General features: G+C 61.6%; 18 protein-coding genes. 8 read left to right on the top strand and 10 right to left on the bottom strand.

From position 1 onward, the window contains the following. The first annotated feature begins 29 nt into the window (after positions 1-29). The 4 genes from QWJ46_RS14605 to QWJ46_RS14590 all read left to right on the top strand — a co-directional run bounded on the left by QWJ46_RS14605 (position 30) and on the right by QWJ46_RS14590 (position 3724). Positions 30-1481: an NCS1 family nucleobase:cation symporter-1 gene (locus QWJ46_RS14605; protein ID WP_302751795.1), complete on the top strand. Its 1452-nt coding sequence runs from the start codon at positions 30-32 to the stop codon at positions 1479-1481. Between the two features lie 227 nt (positions 1482-1708). Next, entirely contained in the window at positions 1709-1993 is a 285-nt protein-coding gene (locus QWJ46_RS14600; protein ID WP_302751794.1) for a DUF1778 domain-containing protein, read from the top strand. Positions 1994-1996: 3 nt separating this feature from the next. Continuing rightward, complete coding sequence (locus tag QWJ46_RS14595; protein ID WP_302751793.1) at positions 1997-2503, top strand: GNAT family N-acetyltransferase; 507 nt, start codon at positions 1997-1999, stop codon at positions 2501-2503. Positions 2504-2680: 177 nt separating this feature from the next. Next, complete coding sequence (locus QWJ46_RS14590; RefSeq protein WP_302751792.1) at positions 2681-3724, top strand: magnesium and cobalt transport protein CorA; 1044 nt, start codon at positions 2681-2683, stop codon at positions 3722-3724. Here QWJ46_RS14590 and QWJ46_RS14585 read toward each other — a convergent pair whose 3' ends face one another. The 3 genes from QWJ46_RS14585 to QWJ46_RS14575 all read right to left on the bottom strand — a co-directional run bounded on the left by QWJ46_RS14585 (position 3725) and on the right by QWJ46_RS14575 (position 5823). After that, positions 3725-4498 carry a phosphotransferase enzyme family protein gene (locus tag QWJ46_RS14585; protein ID WP_302751791.1) on the bottom strand — a complete coding sequence of 258 codons (774 nt, stop codon included), beginning with the start codon at positions 4496-4498 and terminating at the stop codon, positions 3725-3727. It abuts the gene before it with no gap. Between the two features lie 10 nt (positions 4499-4508). Continuing rightward, a complete protein-coding gene (locus tag QWJ46_RS14580; RefSeq protein ID WP_302751790.1) occupies positions 4509-5390 on the bottom strand; it encodes an MBL fold metallo-hydrolase in 882 nt (293 codons plus the stop codon). A 70-nt stretch (positions 5391-5460) separates the two neighbouring features. After that, the gene (locus tag QWJ46_RS14575; protein ID WP_302751789.1) at positions 5461-5823 is read right to left on the bottom strand and encodes a hypothetical protein; all 363 of its coding nucleotides are present in this window, start codon (positions 5821-5823) and stop codon (positions 5461-5463) included. A 268-nt stretch (positions 5824-6091) separates the two neighbouring features. Between QWJ46_RS14575 and QWJ46_RS14570 the strand changes: the two genes are divergently transcribed. From QWJ46_RS14570 to glgB, 3 genes are read left to right on the top strand one after another with little or no spacing between them, the layout of a single operon-like run. Beyond that, complete coding sequence (locus QWJ46_RS14570; protein ID WP_302751788.1) at positions 6092-9319, top strand: alpha-1,4-glucan--maltose-1-phosphate maltosyltransferase; 3228 nt, start codon at positions 6092-6094, stop codon at positions 9317-9319. Beyond that, positions 9320-12601: a maltose alpha-D-glucosyltransferase gene (gene treS, locus QWJ46_RS14565; protein WP_302751787.1), complete on the top strand. Its 3282-nt coding sequence runs from the start codon at positions 9320-9322 to the stop codon at positions 12599-12601. Then, entirely contained in the window at positions 12598-14796 is a 2199-nt protein-coding gene (gene glgB, locus QWJ46_RS14560) for a 1,4-alpha-glucan branching protein GlgB (RefSeq protein ID WP_302751786.1), read from the top strand. The genes treS and glgB overlap by 4 nt, the downstream gene beginning before the upstream one ends. Positions 14797-14817: 21 nt before the next feature. Here the strand turns inward: glgB and QWJ46_RS14555 are convergent, their stop codons facing one another. Continuing rightward, positions 14818-16443 carry a thiamine pyrophosphate-dependent enzyme gene (locus QWJ46_RS14555; RefSeq protein WP_302751784.1) on the bottom strand — a complete coding sequence of 542 codons (1626 nt, stop codon included), beginning with the start codon at positions 16441-16443 and terminating at the stop codon, positions 14818-14820. Positions 16444-16468: 25 nt separating this feature from the next. Beyond that, entirely contained in the window at positions 16469-17647 is a 1179-nt protein-coding gene (locus QWJ46_RS14550) for an amino acid aminotransferase (RefSeq protein ID WP_302751782.1), read from the bottom strand. A 156-nt stretch (positions 17648-17803) separates the two neighbouring features. On the opposite strand from QWJ46_RS14550, the gene QWJ46_RS14545 reads away from it, so the two are divergent. Continuing rightward, positions 17804-18271: an Lrp/AsnC family transcriptional regulator gene (locus QWJ46_RS14545; protein WP_302751781.1), complete on the top strand. Its 468-nt coding sequence runs from the start codon at positions 17804-17806 to the stop codon at positions 18269-18271. A 12-nt stretch (positions 18272-18283) separates the two neighbouring features. Here the strand turns inward: QWJ46_RS14545 and QWJ46_RS14540 are convergent, their stop codons facing one another. From QWJ46_RS14540 to QWJ46_RS14520, 5 genes are all read right to left on the bottom strand, one after another. Beyond that, positions 18284-19045 carry an ABC transporter ATP-binding protein gene (locus tag QWJ46_RS14540; protein WP_302751780.1) on the bottom strand — a complete coding sequence of 254 codons (762 nt, stop codon included), beginning with the start codon at positions 19043-19045 and terminating at the stop codon, positions 18284-18286. After that, positions 19042-20082 (bottom strand): iron ABC transporter permease, encoded by a 1041-nt coding sequence (locus QWJ46_RS14535; RefSeq protein WP_302751779.1) that lies wholly within the window; start codon positions 20080-20082, stop codon positions 19042-19044. The genes QWJ46_RS14540 and QWJ46_RS14535 overlap by 4 nt, the downstream gene beginning before the upstream one ends. Next, positions 20079-21104, bottom strand: a complete 1026-nt coding sequence (locus QWJ46_RS14530; RefSeq protein ID WP_302751777.1) for an ABC transporter substrate-binding protein — start codon at positions 21102-21104, stop codon at positions 20079-20081. The genes QWJ46_RS14535 and QWJ46_RS14530 overlap by 4 nt, the downstream gene beginning before the upstream one ends. 118 nt (positions 21105-21222) lie before the next feature. After that, positions 21223-21504: a hypothetical protein gene (locus QWJ46_RS14525; RefSeq protein ID WP_184456355.1), complete on the bottom strand. Its 282-nt coding sequence runs from the start codon at positions 21502-21504 to the stop codon at positions 21223-21225. Positions 21505-21531: 27 nt separating this feature from the next. Then, the gene (locus QWJ46_RS14520) at positions 21532-21984 is read right to left on the bottom strand and encodes a hypothetical protein (protein ID WP_302751774.1); all 453 of its coding nucleotides are present in this window, start codon (positions 21982-21984) and stop codon (positions 21532-21534) included. Positions 21985-22150: the final 166 nt, after the last annotated feature.

The following is a 22150-nucleotide window of genomic DNA, read 5'->3' as shown; positions in this document are numbered from 1 at the left end:
GTCGGCCACTGGGGATATGGGAGGGCATTATGAGCATTCAAAATCCGTCTCCCTCGTTGTACAACGAGGATCTTGCGCCTGCGGAGGAGCGTAAGTGGGGTGCATTCAGCATCTTCAACGTCTGGACGTCGGACGTCCATAGTCTCTGGGGCTATTATCTGGCGGCAAGCCTGTTCCTGCTCTGCGGCAGCTTCGTGAACTTCGTCATCGCCATCGGCATCGGCTCTCTCGTCATTTTCGTCCTGATGAGCCTGGTCGGCAATGCCGGCGTGCGCACCGGTGTCCCCTTTCCGGTTCTGGCGCGCGCCTCCTTCGGCACCTTCGGCGCCAATGTTCCGGCACTCGTCCGGGCGGTGGTCGCCTGCTTCTGGTACGGCGCGCAGACCGCCGCCGCATCCGGCGCGATTGTTGCCTTGTTGATCCGCAACGAGAGCCTGCTCGCCTTCCATCAGAACAGCCACATGCTCGGCCATTCGACCCTCGAGCTTATCTGCTACATCATCGTCTGGGCGCTGCAGCTGCTGATCATTCAGCGCGGCATGGAAACGGTCCGTAAGTTCCAGGATTGGGCGGGTCCTGCCGTCTGGATCATGATGCTGATCCTCGCGGTCTATCTCGTCACCAAATCGGGCACCTTCTCCTTCGGTTCCGAAATCCCGCGTGACGTGCTGATCGAAAAGACCAAGGATGCCGGCGTGCCGGGCGAACCCGGCTCGATTGCCGCACTTGCTGCCGTGGCCGCCACCTGGATCACCTATTTCGCCGCGCTCTATCTGAACTTCTGCGATTTCTCGCGTTACGCGACGAGCGAAAAGGCGCTGCGGAAGGGCAATCTCTGGGGCCTGCCGATCAACCTCCTGGCATTCTGCCTCGTCGCCGGTGTCACGACCACGGCCGCCTTCACCGTATACGGCGAGGTCCTGCTGCATCCGGAAATGATCTCGGCGAAATTCGACAGCTGGTTCCTGGCGCTGCTTGCGGCGCTGACATTCGCGGTGGCAACGCTCGGCATCAACGTCGTGGCGAACTTCGTCTCGCCGGCCTTCGACTTCGCCAATGTCTTCCCGCGCCAGATCAACTTCAAACGTGGCGGATACATAGCGGCATTGATCGCTCTCGTGCTTTATCCGTTTGCCCCCTGGGAGACGGGTGCGGCGCATTTCGTCAACTTCATCGGTTCGACGATGGGGCCGATCTTCGGCATCATGATGGTCGACTACTATCTCATCCGGAAGAGCCAGTTGAACGTCGAGGCGCTCTACCAGGAGAATGGCGAGTTCCGGTTCCAGAACGGCTGGCACGGCAATGCCTTCATCGCCTTTGCGGTCGGTGCGCTGTTCTCCTCGATCCTGCCGACCTTCACCTCCATCCTGCCGGAATGGTGGGGCACTTACGGCTGGTTCTTCGGCGTCGCCATCGGCGGAGCGATCTATTTCGTGCTGAGAATGGGCGCGCGGCGCAATCCGGCCTTCGCCTCATGACGAAACAAAGGCGCCTGGCCATCGCCGGGCGCCTTCATGTTCCGGTTTCATAAGCTGCCGGCCGGAGGGAGCCGGTCATTCGCCTGGTTCAACGGCGTATCACCCACCGCATGGATGGCCGCACGGCCCATGAGTATTACGCTGTCAGTTAAGCAGAAGCACTTTTAATGTATTGCGTTCCGCGTTACATTTGCCTATGTAACTTCCCAATGCCTCATGAGGAAACCATGGCAAGCACCGCTCCCCGCAAGGAAATACCGATATCAATGCGTTTTCGCGATGATGATCTGGCAGTCATTGACCGTGGTGCAGCGCTCACGGGTCTCTCCCGGACAGAGTTTATGCGACGCGCTGCCGTGCATGAGGCGCAGATGGCGATCCTGAACGAAAGCGTCATCCGCCTGTCTCCCGATGCTTTCGATGCCTTTGTGGCGGCAATCGAGGCGGCACCATCCGCGCCATCGCCGAAAGTAGTAGAACGCTTGCAGCGCAAGGCGCCTTGGGAAAATTGACCGGTGACGCTGTCGAATGTCGAGCTTCTTGACTGGCGTCATCGACTTCAGGGGTTCTCCTGCGGCAAGCCCTCCCTCGATTCTTGGCTACACTTTGCAACATCGAACCAGCAACGTGGATTTACCCGGACGTTTGTGGTTTGCGACGATGACAGGGTGATCGGCTATTACGGCCTCGCACCGACGGTCATCGAGCCCAACGTCGTATCACGCAAGATCAGAACTGGACGTCCGCCCGATCCAATTCCCTGCCTCTTGATCGGGCAATTGGCCGTGGATAGCTCCTATAAGGGCAAAGGTATCGGATCGGCACTCGTGAAGGATGCCCTTCTTCGCTGCGTTGCCGGAGCCGATTTCGTCGGTGGACGGGCCATCGTCGTCCGTGCGATCGATGAAGAAGCCGAGCGGTTCTGGCAGAGCTGGGATTTTATGCCCTCGCGCGACAACTCCTCGATCCGTATTCGCTCACTGGAGGATATTCGTGCATGGCTTTCAGGCCTCGATGGATAGAGATGGAGGCGCGCCGCCCCTCTGGCCATTGGTTCGGCGTTTTTCCGGATAGTGAGGGTTTAGCCGGTCCCGTGCCGAAGCGGATGCATGTTTTACGAAATGGCATTATGATCGGCCAACGCCTGACCGGCGTTGGTTGCGGATACGTGATCCGCGGGATGGGGAGGACGGCAGGATTTGGAACGGCTGAAGGATCTGGACAGTGTTTCCGCGCGGGTCGGCAGCGGGTCGGCGTCGCCTCCTCATGAGCGGCGCGGCGTCGTGGCCGCAGCCGTCTACGAGCATGGGCAGCGTATTCGCGACATCAAAATAGAGGAAGCCGGCGAGTGGCGAAACAGGGAGAATGCCATCGTCTGGATTGGCCTGCATGAGCCGGATGAAGTGCTGCTGCACCAGATCCAGGCCGAGTTCAATCTGCATCCGCTGGCGATCGAGGATGCGGCGCAGCCCCACCAGCGCCCGAAGCTGGAAATTTACGGGGAGGCGATGTTCATCGTCGCCCGCACTGCCCATATGAAGGACGGTGAAATCGTCTTCGGCGAAACGCATCTCTTCGTCGGCCGCGGTTACGTCGTTTCCGTTCGCCACGGCGAATCCTCCTCTTATCTTGCGGTCAGGCAGCGGTGCGAGGCGACGCCCGCCGCCCTTGCCCACGGCGAGAACTACATCCTCTATTCCATCCTCGATTTCATCGTCGACAACTACATGCCTGTCATCGAGGTGGTGCAGGAAGAGGTCGAGATGCTTGAGGATCTCGTGCTGCGCGAACAGCTGGGAAAATCCGACATCGAGCGGCTTTACATGCTGCGGCGCAAGCTTCTGCGGCTGCGCAACGCCGTGGTGCCGCTCGTCGACGTCTGCCGGCGATACGAGCATATCGATCTTCCCGGCATGGATCCGACGCTGCAATCGCTGTTTCGCGATGTGACCGATCACGTGCGCCGGGTTCAGGAAGATATCGATGCATTGCGCGAGGTGCTCGCCTTCGCCTTCGAAGCCAGCGTCATGATCGGCCAGACGGAACAGACGGCGATCGCCCGCAAGCTCGCCGCCTGGGCGGCGATCCTCGCCGTTCCCACTGCGATCGCCGGCATCTACGGCATGAATTTCAGCGACATGCCGGAATTGAAATTCCAGTATGGCTATTTCGTCGTATTGGGCGTCATCGCTGTCCTCTGCCTCAGCCTTTTCGGCTTCTTCCGCCGGCGAAAATGGCTTTAGTCAGGACAGCGCTTTCAACAGCCGATCTCGGTGTATGCCGATATAGCCGATGTCGTTCAGATAGAGCCTGGCGTCTCCTGCATCGACGTCTTCCGCGAAGATCTCGTCGCCGGTCGCAGCCTTTGCCAACATGAAATCGACGAGAGCTTGAAGCCGGCTGCAGATCATCTCGGGAAGCCGGCGCCGTTCTTCCATCGTCGCGCCATAGGCAATGCAGAAGATTTTCGCCCGCCGCAGCTGGTCGTCCAGACCGAAGGCCACGGAGGGATTGGCAGGATTGGAGAGGGGCGCCCACCGATAGACAGCATACGCGAGATCCCAAAGGCGCGGGGCGGGATGGGCAGTGTCGAAATCGATGATCCCGACAGCCTCCTGATCGACAGTTGCGACATTGTAGGGCGCAAAGTCTCCGTGACAGACGATCTCTCGCGGCTCCTGCGGCGGCAGCATCCATATCTGAGCACCGTCATCCGATTCCAGAAAGCCCTGAGATGCTGTATGAAAATCGCGCAGAAGTCTTGCTGCGGACATCAGCATGCGCTCCGATCCGACAAGGGGATCACTGAGGTCTTCGCAGACGCGCCCGGCGACGTAGCTGACGACCTCCTGATCGTCGCCGGTAATTTGAATGGGCTGCGGAGCCGCCGGGAAGCCGTTGCTTCCGAGATGGCGCAAGAACCGGTGCGTGGTCGGCGTCCATGCGCCTGATGGTCTGATGACGGTATCGCCGTCGCGCCAGATCTGCCCGGTTCGCCCGCCCTCCAATAATTCCACGCATGGCCTCCTAGGCAGATTTCAGTTTTTCGATATGGGCCTGAACCGTAGCGGCAAGGTTCGTCTCATGGCAGTTCCGGTAGAACGCCGCCGTGTCCGAAGGCATTCCGTCGGGAATGGCGACGAAGTCTTCAAGCCGGAAACCACGTGTACTGCCGAGTTGCGGGTCAGCCAGCCGGCTTTCACTCAGGCCGCCGACACGAACCGCCAGGGCTTCGAAATAAGCAAGGTTCTCATCCACTGCCGAAGGCGAAGATGTCCTGCCGTGCGCGGGAATGACCAATCTCGCATCAAGGTCACGGATCCGCCTGAGCGAGGAGCGGATCTGGCGAAGATCATCGGCACGACTGCTCCAGACTTCGGGAATGGGATATTCCACCGCGTCGACGGCCAGGCAGATGCGGAGTTCCGGAATCCAGACGGCGATATGGTCGGGCGTGTGTCCCGGTGTATGAACGAGTTCGAGCGTCAGATCGCCGCCGTTTAGGACCATCGAGCCGGAGAAGGTGATATCCGGACCGATGAGTTCGACATTCGCAAACCGCGGTTCCTGGCTCGCCTTGTCCTTCAGGACCTGCTGCGTCGAGCCATCACGCAGACGGTCGAGTGCTGCGGCATGCGCGATGATCGGAGCACGCCCTGAAACCGCAGAGTTTCCCCAGAAGTGATCCCAATCCATATGCGAATTGACGACGATCAACGGGCGATCCTCGCTTCTGTCCCCAAGCAGATCCAGCGCCATCCGGCACAGTTCCGGCGTGCCGAGCGTATCGATCAGGACATTGAACCTCTCGGTCCGCACAAACACGGCATCGACTTCGTCTCCCGCCCGGAGGATGACGATGCGCTCGTCAAGTCCGGGATAGGAGCACAATTCTACCGCTGGGTTCATGTCTGCTCGCCTTCATTGCAATCGCAGTGATATCATCTACCACATCAAATCTCGTTTGGATGCTCGCCCTCTAAGGGCTCCCCGATTTCCGCTCCACCGGTACTGGCACATCCCACCGTTCCATCACGGCGTTCGGCACGGCGGTCGCGCAGATCACCATCACACTGGGCTTCGAGCGGCCGAGGCTCTTCGGCGTCCATTGCGCCTGGAGCGGGACGGCGCATCGGGGAACCAGCACCTTCGCGTTCGGTTCCAGCACGTCCCAGCGCTCCTGCCCCTTGGCGTTCTCCTGTGCGATGAAACGCCTGGCCTCCTCGCGGATTTCGAACAGGCCGTGCTTATCAGCCGTCGAGCGATCGGTCTCGATGCTCCAGGAGGCGAGGCAGGGTATGCAAGCCGTGAGGGCGGCGGTGAAGACTAGTGATCGAAGCATTGATGGGCTCTCAACCGCTCGATAATTTTCGGATCGGAAACCGGCAGAGGATCTTTTAACGCATACCGGCAATATCTCTACCGGCAAATATTGAGGCCTTCTTTCTCTCGTTGAGCGAGACCGGCTTGCCGGATCACGTCGTCTCCCATCTCGCCGCATAGGTGTGTTTCGCCTTGCCATGCTCCATACAGCCGTGAATTGACGGGTTGAGTGGAACAACCTCCGCCAAAGGAAGTTTGCCTGAAAAGCAAACGCGAGGCGGCGGCCGATGTTACTCTCTGCGAAGCAGGGTGCGCTCAGCACCCCACCCCGGATCTATTATGTCAACCCGCTGCTTCTCCAAGGCATCGATGCATGGCGCGAGGTTTTCGGCCATGCGGCGGATACCGGCTTTGATTATGTTCTGACGGCGCCGCTCTTCGACCGAGGCGGGGACTGCAGCGTCTTTACCTCCCGGGATTTCGATCGCCTCGATCCTGAACTGCAGCTCGGAAGCGCGGTCGATGACGGGATATCGCGCTTGGCGGAGGCCGCTGACAAGAGCGGCGTCGGCCTGATGATGGACCTGATGCTCGACGGCAAAGTCGGCGATGCGCAAGCGGGCTTTCATCCGGTCGATCCTCGACGCTCGCCGCTCGATCCGGCGGAGCCGATGAACACGATCGGGTCCGAGCGGCAATTGCATTTGTTGGGGGAGTGGGCCGAACGGCTGTGGCGGCTGTCCGGGCTCGGCCTCTCCGGCTACCGGGTGCTCGGGATCGACCGCGCCGCACCGGCGCTTTTCAAATCGCTGATCGCCGCGGTGCGCGAGAAGGCTGACGCGCAATTCCTCGCCTGGACGCCCGGCACCGATTTTGCGGTAAGAAGAGCGATCGCGGATGCGGGCTTTTCAGGATGTTTTTCATCGATGGCCTGGTGGGATCTCGACGAGAGATGGTTCGTCGAGGAGCATCGCGTCCAGGAGGCGCTCGGCTGGCAGGTCGCCTTTCCCGAACCGCCCTTTGCCAGACGGATTGCGCATGGGACCGAGAGCCGTGAAATCCTCGAGCGACGTGCCGTCAGAGCGCTGCGGCTCGCCGCCTCGCTCGGCGGCGGCCTCATGGTTCCGATCGGTTTCGAATATGGTGCGGCGACGCCGCTCGATCCGACCCACGGCGATGGTTCGGGGCTGCGGAGGCTGCGCCATGATCTCGCCTTCGACATCTCCTCCGAGATACGCGTCGCCAATGCCGAAATTGGCAGGGCCGGCCAGGCGCGCGCGCCATCGCTTCGCCTGATCCGCAACGCCAACGGGCCGGTTTCGGCGCTTGTGCAATCCGAGGAGCAGGATCTTCGCAGCGCATCAAATGTGCGGTTCGTCCTGATTAACCGGGACCTCAGGAGAAGCGCATCCGCGCCGATGACGGCGCTGCGCGAGGCGGCCTCCGGTTATCTTCCCGTCGCGGCCGATGGCGCCGTCCTGCGCCTGCGGGCAGGAGAGACACGGATCATCGAAGCCAAAGCGCCGGAGCCGATCGCATCCCGGCCCGCCCTCGACGTCGAGCAGGCGATCGCCTCGCCGCGGCTTGCCATCGAAAGCATCATGCCGCGCGTCGATGACGGACGTTTTCCTGTCAAGCGTGTGGTCGGCGAGACCGTCACCGTCGAGGCCGATATAGTCGCCGACGGCCACGATCCGATCGCGGCCGTCCTGCTCTGGCGGCCGCACGAGGCCATGGCGGAGTGGAAAGAGACCGAGATGCAGCTGGTCGAGAACGACCGCTGGCGTGCCGAATTCCTGCTGGAGCGCATCGGGCGCTACGAGTTCGCAGTCGAAGCGTGGAAGAACCCGTTTGCGATCTTCCGCTACGAACTGACCAAGAAGAACGATGCCAGGCTGGACCTGAAGCTGGAACTTCAGGAGGGATTGAACCTCGTCCGCGCCGCGAAGGCTGAAGCGCCGCCGGCACTCGGCGCCGAGTTGCAGGCGCTCATCGACGGTCTTGAAAACGCGGCGGATGCCGAGCGCACGGCGATCTTGCTCGACCCCGAGACCTCCGAGTTGATGAACAAGGCTGACAGGCGGCCTTTCCGGCTTCGCTCCACGACAAGCGCCGTCGATGCCGAACGCAAATCGGCAGCCTTTGCCAGCTGGTACCAGATTTTCCCGCGCTCGCAGAGCGGCGATCCGAACCGGCACGGCACCTTCGACGACGTCATCCCAAGATTGCCTGCTATCCGCGACATGGGCTTCGATGTGCTGTACTTCCCACCGATCCATCCGATTGGATCGACCAACCGGAAGGGACGCAACAACAGCCTGAAGGCCGCGCCTGATGATCCCGGAAGCCCCTATGCCATCGGCTCCGAGGAGGGCGGCCATGATGCCATTCATCCCGAGCTCGGCGATTTCGAGGATTTCGGCCGGCTGGTCGAGGAGGCGGGCCGGCATGGGCTGGAGATCGCGCTCGACATTGCGATCCAGGCTTCGCCCGATCATCCCTGGCTGACGGAGCATCCCGGCTGGTTCGACTGGAGGCCTGATGGCACGATCAAATATGCCGAGAACCCGCCGAAAAAATACGAGGACATCGTCAATGTCGATTTCTATACGAAAGACGCGCTGCCCTCTCTGTGGGTGGAGCTCCGGGACATCGTCCAGCTCTGGGTCGACCAGGGCGTCAAGCTGTTTCGCGTCGACAACCCGCACACGAAGCCTTTTCCCTTCTGGGAATGGCTGATCGGCGATATCAGGGCGCGTCATCCCGAGGTCGTCTTCCTGTCGGAAGCCTTCACCAGGCCGAAGGTCATGTACCGGTTGGCGAAGATCGGCTTCTCCCAGTCCTATACATACTTCACCTGGCGCAATACCAAGTGGGAGCTCGAGCAATATATGCGCGAGCTGACCGAGACGGCGCCGAAGGAATTCTTCCGCCCGCATTTCTTCGTCAACACCCACGACATCAACCCGGATTTTCTCCAGAACGCGCCGCGTCCGGCCTTCCTGATCCGCGCGGCACTCGCCGCGACGCTTTCCGGACTATGGGGCGTTTATAACGGTTTCGAACTTTGCGAGGGGCGTCCCGATGCCAAACGCAAGGAATATGCCGACAGCGAGAAATACGAGATCCGCGCCTGGGATTACGACCGGCCGGGCAACATCATCGGCGAAATCCGGATGCTGAACCGCATCCGGAACGAAAACACCGCCCTGCATTCGCATCTCGGGCTGACGCTGCTGAACGCCTGGAATGACAACATCCTGTTCTTCGAGAAGGCGAGCCGCGCCCGCGACAATGTGTTGCTGATCGCGATCAGCCTCGACCCGCATCATATTCAGGAAAGCGATATCGAGCTGCCTCTGTGGAAATGGGGGCTTGGGGACGACGGCGCGCTCGACGCCGAGGATTTGGTCACGGGGCAACGGTTCAGGTGGAACGGCAAACGGCAGAGAGTGGGTTTCAATCCACAAATCCTGCCTTTTGCGATCTGGCGCGTTCGCGCAGCGGAGGCATGAATGGACACGATGAATCCCGGTAGCGTCGACCCGCTGCTCTGGTACAAGGATGCGATCATCTACCAGCTGCACATCAAGTCGTTCTACGACGCCAATGGCGATGGCGTCGGCGATTTTGCCGGCCTGCACCAGAAGCTCGATCACGTCGCAGCACTCGGCGTCAACGCCATCTGGCTTTTGCCTTTCTTTCCCTCACCGCGTCGTGACGATGGTTACGACATCGCCGATTACGGCAATGTCAGCCCGGATTACGGGACCATGGAGGATTTCCGCGCTTTCGTTGATGCCGCCCACCAGCGCAATATCCGTGTCATCATCGAGCTCGTCATCAACCACACCTCCGACCAGCATCCCTGGTTCCAACGCGCACGCCAGGCGCCGGCGGGATCGCCGGAGCGTGATTTCTATGTCTGGTCGGACAGCGATCAGAAATTCCCGGAAACGCGGATCATCTTCCTTGACACGGAGAAATCCAACTGGACATGGGACGCGGCCGCCGGCGCCTATTATTGGCACCGCTTCTATTCCCACCAGCCGGATCTCAACTTCGACAGCCCGCTCGTTATGGAGGAGCTGCTGAAGGTGATGCGCTTCTGGCTGGAGACCGGCATCGACGGTTTCCGCCTCGATGCGATTCCGTACCTCGTCGAGCGCGAGGGGACGATCAACGAAAACCTTCCCGAGACCCATGCGATCCTCAAGCGCATCCGCGCCGCCCTCGACGCTACTCATCCCGGCGTGATGCTGCTTGCCGAGGCCAATCAGTGGCCGGAGGACACGCGCGAATATTTCGGCGAAGGCGACGAATGCCACATGGCGTTCCACTTCCCGCTGATGCCGCGCATGTATATGGCGATCGCCAAGGAAGACCGCTTCCCGATCACCGACATCCTGCGTCAGACGCCTGAAATCCCGGAGAATTGCCAATGGGCGATCTTTCTGCGCAATCATGACGAACTGACGCTTGAGATGGTGACCGACGCCGAGCGGGACTATCTCTGGGAGACCTATGCTTCCGACAAGCGCGCCCGCATCAATCTCGGCATCAGGCGACGCCTGGCGCCGCTGATGGAGCGCGACCGCCGGCGCATCGAGCTGATGAACGCGCTTCTTCTGTCGATGCCGGGAACGCCCGTCATCTATTACGGCGACGAGATCGGCATGGGCGACAACATCTATCTCGGCGACCGCGACGGAGTGCGGACGCCGATGCAATGGTCACCCGACCGCAATGGCGGCTTCTCCCGGACGGACCCGGCGCGCCTCGTCCTGCCGCTGATCGCCGATCCGCTCTATGGCTTCGAGGCCGTCAATGTCGAAGCCCAGAGCACCGATGCGCATTCGCTGCTCAACTGGACGCGCAAGATGCTGGCGCTGCGTGGCAGGCATCCGGCCTTCGGGCGCGGCTCGCTGCGGTTCCTCTCTCCTGAGAACCGCAAGATCCTGGCCTATCTCAGGGAATATGAAGGCGAGACGCTGATGTGCGTCGCAAACCTCTCGCGACTGCCCCAGGCGGTCGAGCTCGACCTCTCGGCTTTCGAGGGCCGCGTGCCGATCGAACTGACGGGCATGTCGCCTTTTCCGCCGATCGGCCAACTGACCTATCTTTTGACGCTGCCGCCCTACGGCTTCTTCTGGTTTCAGCTGGAAGCGGATGCCGATCCGCCGGCATGGCGCACCGCGCCGCCGGAACAGCTTCCCGACCTCGTGACGATGGTTCTGCGCCGCAGCCTGCTCGACCTCGTCGATGAGCCGCGGCTGGGACGCGTCCTCAGCAATGAAATTCTGCCCGCCTACCTCTCCAGGCGGCGGTGGTTCGGCGCGAAGGACCAGCCGCTTCAGGCGGCTCGGCTGATCTCGGCGACGCCGATCCCTTATGCCGACGGGATCGTCCTCGGCGAATTGGAGGTGGAGCTACCGGATCACAGCGAATCATATCAGCTGCCGCTGGCAGTCGCCTGGGATGACGCGCAACCCTCCGCTCTGACCCAGCAGCTTGCCCTCGGGCGGGTTCGCCAGGGCAGGCGCGTCGGCTTCCTGACGGACGGTTTCGCGATTGAGCCGATGGCGCGCGGCATCATGCGCGGGCTGGCCGACCGCTCGCGCATCACCGGGCGTACCGGCACCCTCGAATTTCTCGGCACCGAGCGGCTCGACCGCCTGCAGGTTACCGACGGCATGCCGGTTCATTGGCTCTCGGCCGAGCAATCGAACAGTTCGCTGATCGTCGGCGACGTCGCCATGATCAAACTGATCCGGCACATCTTTCCGGGCGTCCATCCGGAAGTCGAGATGACGCGGTTTCTGACCTGCGCGGGTTACGACCATACCGCGCCGCTGCTCGGCGAGGTCGCACACACCGATTCCAGCGGCCGCCGCTCGACCTTGATTATCGTCCAAGGTGCGATCCGCAACCAGGGCGACGCCTGGAACTGGATGCTGAACAATCTGCGCCGCGCGGCCGACGAGCTCGTGCTGAACGATCCGGCGGTCGAGCCCGGCGACGACGTCTTCCGGCCGCTGATCAGCTTCGTTGCCATGGTCGGCATGAGGCTCGGCGAATTGCATGTGGTCCTCTCCGGAGAAAACGCCGACGAGGCTTTCAGCCCTGTCGTCGCCGGTAACGATGAGGTCGAGGCAATTAAGAAGGCGGTGGCGGGCGAGGTCGCCTATGCCCTGTCGAAACTGGCAGAACGCGACGAGAATGCCGATCCCGCGATCGATCTGCTCGCCCGCCCGCTTCTGGAGCGCCGTTCCGAGCTCGTCGAACTTGGCGCGCGTCTGGCAGAGAGCGCCCGCGGGACGCTGATGACGCGCACGCATGGCGACTTCCATCTCGGCCAGATCCTCGTCAGCGAGGGCGACGCCGTCATCATCGACTTCGAAGGCGAACCCGCGAAAAATCTCGCCGAACGCCGCGCCAAGACCGTTCCGCTCCGTGACGTCGCCGGGCTTCTGAGGTCGCTGAGCTACCTCGTCGCCACCGCGCAGCTCGACAATGACGCGGTCACCGAACACGAAAACGAGGTGCGTCGTGACGCCATCGCCCGTTTCGGGCGCAATGCCGAACAGGCTTTTCTCGATGCCTATTGGCAGGCAGTCTCCACCTCGAAGGCGCTCGCCATGCCGATCGAACAACGACGGAGGGTTCTCGATGCCTTTCTTCTCGAAAAGGCCGCCTATGAAATCGCCTATGAGGCCCGCATCAGGCCGAAGTGGCTGCCGATCCCGCTCGCCGGCCTTACCGAAATCGTATCGCGCTTGGCGGGGGTCACGGCATGAATGTTGAACGCTCGGAACTTCTCGCCGGCATCGGACAGGATGCCCTCTGGGCTCTGATCGAGGGACGCCACGGTGATCCCTTCTCGATCCTCGGTCCGCATGAAAGCGGCGGCATGACGATCGTGCGCGTCTATCTGCCGGGTGCCGAAGGCCTCGATCTCATCGAAGCTGCGAGCGGCAGGGAGGTGACACCCTTCAGCATCGCTCACCCCTCCGGCCTGTTTGCGGCGGCGATGGGTTCGAGGATGCCTTACCGGTTGCGGATCACATGGCCGGATGGTGAGCAGATCACCGAGGATCCCTATAGTTTCGGGCTTCTGCTCGGAGAGCTCGATCTCCACCTGATCTCCGAGGGCACCCATTACAGCCTGAGCCGGACGCTCGGCGCGGTTGAAATGTCGGTCGATGACGTCGCCGGCGTCCGCTTCGCCGTCTGGGCGCCAAATGCCCGCCGCGTCTCGGTCGTCGGAGATTTCAACGCCTGGGACGGGCGGCGAAACCCGATGCGGCTGAGGCAGTCCGCCGGCGTCTGGGAGCTGTTCGTGCCCCGGCTGGCGCCCGGCGAAAGATACAAGTTCGAGATCATCGATCCGCATGGAAATTGCTTGCCGCAGAAGGCCGATCCGGTGGCGAGAGCGAGCGAAGCCGCCCCGTCCACCGCTTCGATCGTCGCATCCTCGACACGATTTCGATGGACGGATGACAATTGGATGAAGGGCCGGTCACGAGAGCAAAGACTGGAAGGGCCGATCTCCGTCTACGAGGTGCATGCCGGTTCCTGGCTGCGGGAGAATGGCGGGCGGTCGCTCGACTGGGCCGAACTCAGCCAGCGGCTCGTTCCCTATGTTCGCGAGATGGGATTCACCCATATCGAGCTGCTGCCGATCATGGAGCACCCCTTCGGCGGCTCCTGGGGGTATCAGCCGCTCGGCCTCTTCGCCCCGACCGGCCGTTATGGCACGCCTGAGGATCTCGCCTATTTCGTCGACCGCTGCCATGGCGCCGGGATCGGCGTCATCCTCGATTGGGTGCCGGCCCATTTTCCCACCGACGTTTGGGGGCTCGCCCGCTTCGACGGCACCGCGCTCTACGAACACGAGGACCCGCGGGAAGGCTTTCATCGCGACTGGAACACCCTGATCTACAATCTCGGCCGCAACGAGGTGAAAGGATTCCTGATCGCCAGTGCGCTGGAATGGCTCGAACGCTATCATATCGACGGATTGCGCGTCGATGCCGTCGCCTCGATGCTCTACCGCGACTACAGCCGCAACGAGGGGGAGTGGATTCCGAACCAGTATGGCGGCCGTGAGAACCTGGAAGCGGTGGAATTCTTCAAGCACCTGAACAGCATCATTCATGAGCGCTGCCCGCATGCGATGACGATCGCAGAGGAATCGACGGCCTGGCCCGGCGTCACCAAGCCGCCGGAAGAGGGTGGGCTCGGCTTCGACATGAAGTGGAACATGGGCTGGATGCATGACAGCCTGAGCTATATCGAGAAGGATCCCGTCTACCGGAGCTACCACCACGGCACGATGACCTTCGGCATGATCTATGCTTATTCCGAGCGCTTCATCCTGCCGATTTCGCACGACGAGGTCGTCTATGGAAAGGGCTCGCTGCTCGGCAAGATGCCGGGCGACGAGTGGCAGAAATTCGCCAATCTGCGCAGCTACCTCGCCTTCATGTGGGGCCATCCCGGCAAGAAGCTGATGTTCATGGGCGGCGAAATCGCCCAGCCGGGCGAGTGGAACCATGATGCGTCAATCTCCTGGGACGTGCTGGACCGGCCGGCGCATGCCGGGCTTCAGCGGCTGGTCAAGGATTTGAACAGCTTTTACGGCGAAGAGCCGGCCTTGCAGTTCGGCGATTTCCATCCCGAAGGGTTCGAATGGGCTGCGGCGGATGACGCCGTCAACTCCGTCCTCGGCATGCTGCGTTACAGCCGGGAGCGCTCGTCCTCCGTCCTTATCGTCTCGAATTTCACGCCGGTGCCGCGTTACGGCTACCGGATCGGCGTGCCGCAGGACGGCGTATGGATCGAGCGGATGACGACGGATGCGCGCGAATATGGCGGCTCCGGCCTCGTCAATGGCGCAGTGTCGAGCGAACCCGTACCCGCGCACGGCAGGCGGCATTCGCTCTCGCTGACGCTGCCGCCGCTGGCGACGATCTTTCTCAAATCACCTTGACGGGGCTTCACGTCCTTTCGGTCATTCGTGCGGAGCCGGATGGATGAACGGCCAGGGGCTTGCCTCCGATCCCTTTTCGACCGGAACTTCGATGAGGACGGGCTCATCGAGTGAGAGCGCTTTCTCCAGTATGTCTCTCAATTCGTCGGGGCTCGTCGCCTTGAAGGATCGGATGCCGAAACTTTCGCCAAGGGCGACGAAATCGGGATTGGTCAGATCCGAGCCGAGAGTGCGGCCCTTGTAGGTCTGCTTCTGGTCGCGCAGCACATTGCCGTAGGCGGAGTTGTTGAAGACGATGGCGATGACGGCGATCTTGTGCTGGACGGCGCTGGCAAGCTCCTGGACGCCGAACATGAAGCCGCCGTCACCTGAAACGGAGACCACAGCTTTATCGGGATGGGCGACTTTCACGCCCAAGGCGGTGTTGAAACCGAAACCGAGATTGTCCTGGTAGCCGCATGTCACGTATTGGCGAGGGCCATAGGTCGGGAAGGCAAAGCGGGCGGAAAAGCCCATCTGGCTGATCTCTTCGACGAAGAATCCGTCTCTCGGCAGGGCCTCGCGAATGGCTTCGAGATAGCCAAGCTGCGGCTGCACCGCCGAAAAACGAGACCTTGCCTCTTCATTGAGTTCAGCAAATTCACGCGTGCGATCCTCACGGCTGGAACCGGCCAGCGCATCGATCAGCGACTGCGTTCCATCCCTGGCGTCCGCGACGATGCCGAGATCCGGCTTGAGCCGGACCATTTCGGTCGGATCGATATCGATACGGATAATCTTGAGCCCCTTGGGCAGCCACTTCCAGCGCATGAACTGCAATTCGAGTCGGCTGCCGATCCCGATCAGCACGTCGACCTTCTTCCAATATTCATAGGCGGCGACGAAATTCAGATAGTTCGGATGGTCGTCGGGGACGATGCCCTTGCCGGAGCGATGCGACGTGACCGGCGCCTGCAGCAATTCCGCTAACGCTCCGATCTCCGAGCCGGCATCCGCCGCGCCGCCGCCGACCATGATCATCGGATTGCTTGCGCTTGATATCAGCGCCGCCGCGGCAGAGATCTGATCGGGATTGACGGCTGGATGGGGCGCTCTCGCGCCAACGAGAACGTCGATTTCAGGGGCGGACTGTCCGAACACGTCCCAAGGCGCTTCGACCGCTCCCGGCCCCTGGCGGCCTGAGAGCATCTTGGCGACGACCCCAGCCATAACGGAACCGGCCTCGGACTGGTGATTGATGCGCTCGGCCGTCTTGGTAATCCCGCGCATCGTCGCGAGCTGATCCGGCAGTTCGTGCAGCTGTCCTCTGCCTCGGCCGATCAGGTGCGACATGATGTTGCCGGTGATGCAGAGCACGGGCGCGTTGGCGCCGTAGGCGGTGCAGAGGGCCGCGCCCGAATTGAGCACACCAGGGCCGGGGACGACGGTATAGGCGCCGATCCGGCCGGTGGACTTGGCATAGCCGTAGGCCATGTAGCCAGCACCTTGTTCGTGCCGGGTATGAATGAACCGAATCTTGTCGCCGGCGTCATAAAGCGCGTCGTTGAAATCATACATATGGGCGCCGGGGATGCCGAAGACCGTATCGATCCCATGGGCGACAAGCGAACGGGTGATCGCTTGGCCGGTCGTTTCTTTCCTGCTCATTCGGAGGCTCCAACGATGTGTTCGGTTATGATTTCAGGCAGCCTTCGGCCCGGAGCGCCGCGACGATGGCGCCGGCATCGGCGGGCTGCATGCCGGCAAGATTCATGCGCCCGGAATCCGCCATGTAGATGCCGTGGTTTGCCCTGAGCGCGACTGCCGTTTCCTTACGCATGGAGAGATTGGAAAACAGGCCGCGCTGCTGGCTGATGAAAGCCAGCTCGGGCGAGGCAGCGGCCAGCACCGCGCGATTGCCGTTGATGCGTTCGCACATCTCGTCGAGTTCAACGCGCCACATCGCCGTCATTTCTGCGCTTTCGAGAATGGCCCTGACGACGGCGGCGCCATGATCCGGCGGCATGGACCAGTTGACGCGGGCAAGCGCCGCCATGTTGCTTTCGGCCTTCGCGACGTCATCGGCGTTGCGGGCCACGACGTAGAGTGCGCCGACGCGTTCGCGATAGAGGCCGAAGTTCTTGTCGCAGGAATAGGCGATCAGCGCTTCCTCGACGGTGTCGAGGATCATGCGCGTCGGCGCTGCATCCTGTTCGAGACCGTCGCCCAGCCCCTGATAGGCAAGATCGATGAAGGGCACGAGCCGGTGCGCCACGAGGAGATCGGTAATCTCTCGCCACTGCTCCATGGTGAAATCGATACCCGTGGGATTATGGCAGCAGCCATGAAGCAGCACGACGTCGCCTTCCCCAGCGGAAGACAGGGCCTCGACGACGCTTTCGAATGTCACCTGCTGTGAAGCCAGGTCGACGAAGGCGTATTCTTTCACGTCCAAGCGTGCCGAAGCGAAGATCGGTGCATGATTGGGCCAGCTCGGCGTTCCCAAGAGAACCTTCGCCGATGGGTTTGCCGTTTGGATGAGCTCCGCGCCGAGACGGAGCGCGCCGCTGCCGCCCGGCGTTTGAATACCTGCGAGCCGTTGGGCGAATTTCGGCGAGTTGCCGAAGATGATCGGCTCAAGCAGGCGCACGAATTGCAGATCGCCTTCGGGGCCGAGATACTTCTTGCTGTCCTGGGTCTCCAGGAGAAACTGCTCCGCCGCCTTGACGGCCCGCATGACGGGCGTGCGTCCCATGGCATCGCGATAGACGCCGACGCCGAGGTCGATCTTTTCGGGACGATCGTCGACCTGGAAGGCCTTGATGAGTGCGAGCAGGCTATCGGCCGGCCGGTTCTTCAGTTCCTCAAACACAGGTCCACCTCCGTTTTTTGATGTCATTGGCCGGAGATTAAAGGAACTTTCGCGACGAATTTCTGCGATTATCTCCCTTCGCTGGCATATCGATGCAGACAATCGGCGAAGAACGGCTATATTGCGCAGAAATTCCCCTTATATGCGAGGCGGGCCATGCTCGACCAGTTCGATGTCAAATTGCTTGCCGCTCTCCAGCAGAACAGCGAGCTGACGCAGAGCGAACTGTCTCAGAAGGTCAATCTCTCCGCGACCCAATGCGCGCGCCGTTTGGAAAGGCTGCGCAACGAGCAATATATCCAGAGCGTCGTCGCCATCCTCAATCCGGTAAAACTGGGCTTCACCGTCGTCGCCCATACGCTCGTCAGCCTCCGTGCCCATACGGAAGGCGGAAACGAGCGGCTGCATCGTTTCATAGAGACCGCGCCGGAGATCCTGGAATGTTATTCGCAGACGGGCGACGCCGACTTTCTGATGAAGGTCATGACGCGCGACCTCGACCATCTCAGTCAGTTTCTCGAAAGAATGATCCGCGTCACCGACAATTTGGCCTCGGTCAAATCGAGCATCGTCCTCAAGACGATTAAAAAGACGACCGCTTTGCCGCTGCAGATCGTGACGTGAGAGCGGCCGCTCTCACCTGAGATAGTGGATATGCGGGCGCGAATGGTGGGGCGAGGCTTCGATACGGGCCTCGACCGAAAAGACCTCGCGTAGCAGCTTCTCGCTCAGCACGCCCTCAGGTGCGCCGGAGGCGACGATCCTGCCCTGCTGCATGATAACAAGCTCATCGCAGAACATGGCGGCATGGTTGAGATCGTGCAGCGCGACGATGCTGGTGATCGGCAGGCCGGAGACGAGCCGCATCAGGCCGATCTGGTGCTGAATGTCGAGATGATTTGTCGGTTCGTCTAGGATCAGCTCCTGCGGCGACTGGGCGAGCGCCCTGGCGATGTGGGTGCGCTGCTTTTCGCCGCCCGACAGGCTCTGCCAGCGTTCGTCGCGTTTCTCCGCCATGCCGGCGCGGGTGAGTGCGGCCTCCACCGCCTCCTCGTCGGCCTTCGTCCAGCCCGAGAACATCGACCGGTGCGGGAATCTCCCGAGCTTGACGACGTCGACGACCTTGAGATTGGCGTTCGTCGTCGCGTGCTGCTCGACGAAGGCGATGCGCCGGGCGATCGAGCGGCGGCTGATCGTGCCGATGTCGCACCTGTCGAGCGTAACACGGCCGGAATGCGGCCGCTTCAGACCGGCAAGAAGCCGCAGCAACGAGGTCTTGCCCGAGCCGTTCGGTCCGAGCAGGCCGAGCATCCGGCCGGGCTGCGCCTCCATGGTAATGCCGTCCAGAATAGTCTTCCTGCCAATTTTCCAGGTGAGGTTGTCGGCCTTGATGCTCATGACGCGCGTTGGAACCGGTAGAGGATGATCGAGAAGAAGGGAACGCCCACCAGCGCCGTGACGACTCCGATCGGCAGGATCTGATTGGGAATAAGGGCGCGCGCGGCGATGTCTGCAAGCACCATGAAGATGGCGCCTGATATGGCGCAGGCCGGCAGCAGGCGGATATGGAGCGGCCCGACAACGAAGCGGGCGACATGCGGAACGACGAGGCCGACGAAACCGATCGAGCCCACCATGCTGACGATGGTGGCCGTCATCATCGCGGTCAATGCGAAGAGCACCATGCGCGCACGGCTGACATTGACGCCGAGCGAGGATGCCGCCTCGTCGCCGAAAGCAAAGGCATCGAGCACGCGGGCGTAGAGCAGACAGGCGGCGAGGCCGAAGCCGACGACGATCGAGACCAGCGCGAATTCCGGCCAGCGCACCCCGCTGAAGCTGCCGAGCAGCCAGAACATGACGTCGCGGGCCTGCTGCGCATTGGCTGAGGTGGTGACGATATAGGAGGTCGAGGCGTTGAAGAGCTGTGATGCGGCCACGCCGGCCAGAATGGTGCGGTCCGCGCCGCCGCGCGTGCCGTTCGACAGCAGCGCCACGAAGAAAAAGGCTGCGAATGCGCCGGCGAAGGCGCCTGCCGACAGCGACACCGCGCCGGCGCCGACCCCTAGGATGACGATCGCGACGGCACCGGTCGAGGCGCCTGCGGAAATGCCGAGCACATAAGGTTCGGCCAGCGGGTTGCGCAGCAGCGACTGCATGATGGCGCCTGACAGCGCCAGGCCCGCGCCGCAGAAGGCGGCGACGAGCGCGCGGCTCAAGCGATAGTCCCAGATCACCGTCTCATGGATGCGGTTCAGCTCGACCGCGGTCCAGCCTAGCCGGTTGGTGACGGCCGAAAAGGTGGTCGCGAGCGGGATCGGCAGATCGCCGATCCCGACGCTGACGCCGATGGCGACCGCGATGAGGCAGAGGGAGGCCGAGAGCAGTGCGGTGACCACTCCCAGCTGCCGAAAGAGGCGGCCCGCTTCCGTCACTTCAGCAGACCGAGGGCCTTCAGCTGCTCGGCCACCTGCTCGGCGCCGTAGATCGTGCGGATGGTCGGGTTCATTGCCTGGCCGTCCATCACGACGAGCGCTTTGTTCTTGACGGCCGGGATCTGGCTGACAGCCGGATCGCTGTTCAGGAACTTGATCTTGGCTTCTGGCTTGTCGAGTTCCCAGCGGTTGCGGTCGAGGCTCGCAACGACGAAGACGTCTGGATTGGAGGCGATGATGCCTTCCCAGCCGACAGTCGGCCATTCCGCGTCGGCGGTGATCGCATTGTGGCCGCCGAGCAGATTGGCGATGAAGCCGGAGGCGCTGTTCTTGCCGCCGACATAGGCGTCGGCCGACGGGCTGGGGCTGGAGAACCAGAAGACGTAGGACAGTTTCTGGCCGTCCTTAGCAACGCTCCCGCGAAGCTTGGCTTCGCGCGCCTTGAAATCGGCGATCAGCGCCTGGCCGCGATCGGCGACATCGAAAATCTTGGAGAGTTCGTCGATCTCCCTGTAGAGGAGATCCATGTTCCACAACTCGCCGCGGCTGCCGTATTGGTCCTTGACGTCCTTGGTGCTGAGGCAGGTGCTGGGCGACAGATAGGTTGAAACGCCGACCTTGTCGAAATCCTCGCGCTTGGCGATCTTGCTGTTCGGCCCGACAAGGCTCGGCAGGGCGACAGCCACAAAGTCGGGATTTTCCGCGAGCATCGACTCGAAGGTCGGCATTTCGACGGTGAGAAGCTTGACCTTGGCATTGGCCTCGGCGAGCTGCGGCAGAACCTTGCTCGGCCAGAAGGCGGTGCCGACCATCTTGTCCTGAAGACCGAGCAGCAGCAGAATTTCCGCGCTGTTCTGGCCAAGCCCGATCGCCCGCTCGGGCGCCTTCTTGAAAGTCACTTCAGTGCCGCAGTTTTCGAGCGTCAGCGGGTAGGTGGTCGAGCCGGCGAATGACGGCGTTGCGGCAAGGCCGATCAGAGCGGAAAGGCCGCAGGCGGCCAGAAGTGATTTGAAGCTGGTCACGAAGAATGTCCCGGTACGTGGATATGCGGGCCGGGGTATAGCCACAGGAGGGGCTTAAAAACAAGACAAAAAGGCTCAGCTTATCGCAAAATCGACAGCGTCCAGAGTAAAAATATCCTCAGCTCAACTTTCCGACGAGCTTGGCGTAATCCGAAAATGTTGCGCCTTCGCCTTTGGTGCCGGATTGGCCGGCAAGCTGCAGCACGCGGATCGGAAACAGGATCGCCGCGAGGTTGGCGCCGGACAGCTCATGGTCGTCATCCTCCTGGATCGCTTTTTGAGCCTTCGCGAGTGCGGTATCGATTTCCCCGCGCGTGAGCAATTCCTTCTCGACGATCGCGTCGCATATCGAGGCCATTGCCATGATCAGGCCTTTGAGCTGCAGATTGGCGGTATTCATGAGAACTCCCAGGTGAAGAAAGGATTTCTAGTCCTGTTCGACCGGCCGGATCGTGTCGACCGAGACCGTGCCGTCGAGGATACCGCGCTTTATATCACGTCTGTCCCGATCGATCTCGATCACGGTGTAGAGTTTGTCGTCACGAAAGGCGCTGGCATTGGCCGTGGTGACATCTTCGGCGGGCGCCGCATCAACTTCCATGAAATCGAGCTCGCGTGCCGCGGCGACGATCCTGGCATCGCCCGGCGTCCGGGCGGCGACGACAACGGCGCCGTGATTGTGGGCATTGTCCCATCTGGGATCGTCTGGCCTGGCGATCGGTTCCAGCCGATAGATGTTCAGCAACTCGCCACCGGTTTCGGAGGATGCCTCCGCCGCGGCATCCTGCATCTGCGCCTGGCTCTCGACCGATCTTCCGAAGGTGGTCGGGCTGGTCGCATTGTTGACCTCTTCCTTGCCTGTCCTTGAGACGTTCGACATGTCGCTCTCCTTGTCAGGACGGAAACGACGGCCGGCGGGAAACTGTTCCCATGCAAGCAAAGTTTGGCCGTTGACATTGGGTTAGGCCTGTCTCTGCAACCCTGCGGCACAGCCATACCCTTTTTCCAGTCGAGCACTAATTACCCTCTGTCGAACAGGGGGGATT

Source organism: Rhizobium sp. CBN3, assembly GCF_030518245.1.
GTDB lineage: Bacteria > Pseudomonadota > Alphaproteobacteria > Rhizobiales > Rhizobiaceae > Rhizobium > Rhizobium aethiopicum_A.
This window is presented reverse-complemented; position numbering and strand designations above follow the sequence as displayed.